General features: G+C 46.9%; 4 protein-coding genes. 1 reads left to right on the top strand and 3 read right to left on the bottom strand.

Annotated features, from left to right (window positions below; all coding sequences use genetic code 11):
* Positions 1-95: 95 nt before the first annotated feature.
* From FHQ23_RS10270 to FHQ23_RS10280, 3 genes are read right to left on the bottom strand one after another with little or no spacing between them, the layout of a single operon-like run.
* Complete coding sequence (locus FHQ23_RS10270; protein ID WP_139614243.1) at positions 96-863, bottom strand: amino acid ABC transporter ATP-binding protein; 768 nt, start codon at positions 861-863, stop codon at positions 96-98.
* A gap of 8 nt (positions 864-871) precedes the next feature.
* Positions 872-1,588 carry an amino acid ABC transporter permease gene (locus FHQ23_RS10275; protein ID WP_139614244.1) on the bottom strand — a complete coding sequence of 239 codons (717 nt, stop codon included), beginning with the start codon at positions 1,586-1,588 and terminating at the stop codon, positions 872-874.
* Complete coding sequence (locus tag FHQ23_RS10280) at positions 1,572-2,390, bottom strand: transporter substrate-binding domain-containing protein (RefSeq protein WP_176552305.1); 819 nt, start codon at positions 2,388-2,390, stop codon at positions 1,572-1,574. The genes FHQ23_RS10275 and FHQ23_RS10280 overlap by 17 nt, the downstream gene beginning before the upstream one ends.
* Positions 2,391-2,826: 436 nt before the next feature.
* Between FHQ23_RS10280 and FHQ23_RS10285 the strand changes: the two genes are divergently transcribed.
* On the top strand, positions 2,827-3,810 hold the full coding sequence (locus FHQ23_RS10285) for an amidohydrolase family protein (protein ID WP_139614245.1): 984 nt from the start codon (positions 2,827-2,829) through the stop codon (positions 3,808-3,810).
* Positions 3,811-3,852 lie beyond the last annotated feature (42 nt).

Consider the following 3,852-nt stretch of genomic DNA (forward strand, 5'->3'; position numbering starts at 1 on the left):
TTAACGCCGCTGTAGTAGCAAAAAGTAATGGCGAAAAAGCGTCATAGTCCTGCGGATTGTGTTTAAAATATAAACAAAGATCAACAGACCCTATCTTAAATGCAATAATCGGCGTAGTCGATCGGATCGACCTGTTGTAAAAATTGTTTGGTGCGTTCGTGTTGCGGACGGCTGAAAAATGCTTTCGCTTCGCCTTGCTCCACCACTTTGCCTTGATCGATAAACATCACCCGATCCGCCACTTCTTGCGCAAAACGGATTTCGTGGGTAACGATCACCATCGTCCAGCCCTCTTTTGCCAGCAATTTCAGCGTTTGCAACACTTCGTTGACCAATTCCGGATCCAGCGCCGATGTCGGTTCGTCCAGTAAAATCACTTCCGGCTGCACCGCCAACGCACGAGCAATCCCGACTCGTTGTTGTTGTCCGCCGGACAATTGTGATGGGTAGTGCTCCAGTTTATCGCCCAATCCGACCTTTTCTAGTAACGTTTGCGCCCCTTGTCGTGCCAGCGTCGGATCTTTTTTCTGCACCACAATCAAGCCTTCCATCACATTTTCCACCACCGTGCGGTGCGGAAACAAATTATGCTGCTGAAACACCATCGCAGTACGGCGGCGCAGTTGCAACGTCTGCTGTTTGCTGATTTTGTGTGAGAAATCGATCTGCAAAGTGCGGTCACTGAATTCGAGCGTGCCTTGATCTGGCGTTTCCAACAGATTCAGACAGCGCAAAAAGGTGGTTTTGCCCGATCCGGACGGTCCGAGAATCGCGATCACTTCGCCTTTTTGTATTTGTAAATCAATCCCTTTCAGCACTTCAATGCCGTGAAATCGTTTATGAATATCTTTTACCTGTAACATCAAGATCCTTAACCGTAGCGAGAAAAATGCTTTTCCAGTCTGCCTTGCAGCAATGACAGTGAGAAGCAGATAATCCAGTAAATCAGCGCTGCTTCACTGTAAATCCAGAGAAATTCATACGTGGTGGCGGCAATGTTCTGCGCTTCACGCAACAGTTCGGTCACCAGCACGGTGGAAGCGAGCGAAGTGTCTTTCACCAAGCTGATAAAACTGTTCGACAGCGGTGGCACCGAAACCCGCATCGCCTGTGGCATAATGGTGCGGCGGAAGGTTTGGGCGTAGCTCATGCCAATTGAATATGAGGCTTCCCATTGCCCTTTCGGGATCGACAAAATAGCGGCACGCAGTGTTTCAGAGGCGTAAGCACCGATATTTAATGAAAAAGCGATCACCGCCGACGGAAACGGATCGAGCTTCACACCGATATTCGGTAAGCCGTAGAAAATAATAAACAACTGCACCAGCAATGGGGTGCCACGAATCGCAGAAACATAGACTCGTGCCAGATAATAACCAAGCGCATACAATGGATTAGTGCGTGGAACCACTCGAATCAGTGCAATAAATACCGCAAGAATCATGCCGAACAAAAACGACAGCAATGTCAGTGGAATCGTGTTGACAATGGCGCCGCGCAGCATCGGCAAAAAAGCATCGATCAGCATCGACGCTTGTTGTTGATCTAAAAACGGCAGCGCTGACAACAGATTATTCAGTAACGTCATCGCCAAACCATTGGACAGAAAGCGCTTTTAGGCTGCCATCCGCACGCATATCATCCAAAGTGCGGTTGAACTCCGCTACCACCTCATCATTGCCTTTTAAGAACACAAATCCGGAACCGATTTTATTGTCATCACGATAAGCAATTTTTAAACCGGAATTCGGTTGCTGTTTCAAATAATCTAAAATTGCCAATTGCCCGTTCAACGTTAAATCGGCACGTTTTTGTTTCACCAATTCCAGCGCCTGCGCCATGCCTTCGACCGGTAGGATCTCAGCACCGTTTTCCTTTGCCAACACATAGTAGCTGCTGTTGATGCTTTGTGCAGATTTTTTGCCTTTGACCTCATCAAGTGCGGTTAAATTGGGTGTTTCGACCGGCGTTACCACCACCGAGCGCTCGAAATTATACGGTTCAGACAACAAATATTTCTGTTGGCGCTCCGGATTGCTTAAGTCCACTTGGTTAGCAATAATATCAAAACGTTTGGCATTTAAACCGGCAAACATCGCATCCCACTGCGTTTCAAAAAACTGCACTTCCAATCCCAAGCGTTTTGCGACTTCACGAGTGACTTCCACATCAAAACCGGTCAAATTGCCGTCTTTATCATGAAAAGTAAACGGTGGATAAGTTCCCTCGGTGCCGACACGCAATATTTTGCTGCTTGCCAGCGTTTCTGCCAAAGTCGCTTCTTTTGATTCGTTTTTCGCAGTACTTGATTTACCTTGATCACAGGCACTCAACCCGAATGCGGCAACTGCCACGGCAATCATAGCAAACCATTTTTTACTTAACTTCATTCTTTATTCCCACTGAGTTTTAAAATAGTGCATTAGTATAATAGATTGCCGCAAACGCTACCATAATTACATCTGATAAGTTATAACTTCCAGTGATAAGCATTGTCGAAACCTCAAACACAATCCTAAAAATTCGCCTTGGCAATTGCTGCTCTGAAAAAACGCTTTATTTCCGCGCCGCAACTATTTATACTATCGTTCTAGTGCCCATCAGGAACTAGAATTATGCAAACTCGCTCATTTAACAATAACCGCACTTTTGTCGCCAATAAAACCATTATGCGATCTCTGCATAACCTATTGTCGTTATTATTGTTATCTGATCAACAAATATCCTCCGTCAGTGGGGATTTTTTTTGCCCGCAATTTAGCTCCGCAACTTTACGCACCATTCGATTGATTCCTATTTTGACAGCTAATTTATGGAGTAACCGCAATGCAACACGTTCGTACGTTTAATACCTATATTCGCGATGAAATTATCAAAAAAGGTGGTTGGGTCAACTCCCACGCCCACGCCGACCGTGCTTTCACCATGACGCCGGAAAAAATTGATATTTACCGCACTTGCAATCTGCAACAAAAATGGGATTTAGTCGACGAAATCAAACGCAACTCCAGTGTCGACGATTACTACGCCCGCTTTTGCCAAGCGATTGAGATGATGATTCAACAAGGCGTCACCGCATTCGGCACCTTTGTGGACATCGATCCGGTCTGTGAAGACCGCGCGATTATCGCCGCCCACCGTGCACGTGAAATGTATAAAAACGATATTATTCTGAAATTTGCCAATCAAACGCTGAAAGGTGTGATCGAGCCGACCGCACGCAAATGGTTTGACATCGGCGCCGATATGGTGGATATGATCGGTGGCTTGCCGTATCGTGATGAACTGGATTACGGACGCGGCGAAGAAGCGTTTGATATTCTGATGGACGCAGCCAAATCACGCGGCATTATGTGTCACGTTCACGTTGATCAATTCAACACCCCACGCGAAAAAGAGACCGAAATGCTGTGCGACAAAACCATCGAACACGGTATGCAAGGGCGGGTTGCTGCCATTCACGGCATCTCCATCGGCGCACACCCGAAAGAGTATCGTTACCAGCTTTATGCCAAAATGCGCCAAGCACAATTGATGATGATCGCCTGCCCAATGGCATGGATTGACAGCAACCGTAAAGAAGACCTAATGCCGTTCCACAACGCTTTAACCCCTGCCGACGAAATGATTCCGGAAGGAATTACGGTGGCAATCGGCACCGACAATATCTGTGACTACATGGTGCCGTTGTGCGAAGGCGATATGTGGCAAGAACTCAGCCTGCTCGCCGCCGGCTGCCGCTTCCCGGATATCGAAGCGATGATCAACATCGCCAGTGTGAATGGACGTAAGGTGTTGGGGTTGGATTAGGCTAAGTTTTTCTCATTTATCTTAAAGTCGCTATCGGGTTTC

Origin of the sequence: Testudinibacter crocodili (assembly GCF_006228025.1) — a bacterium.
Lineage (GTDB): Bacteria > Pseudomonadota > Gammaproteobacteria > Enterobacterales > Pasteurellaceae > Chelonobacter.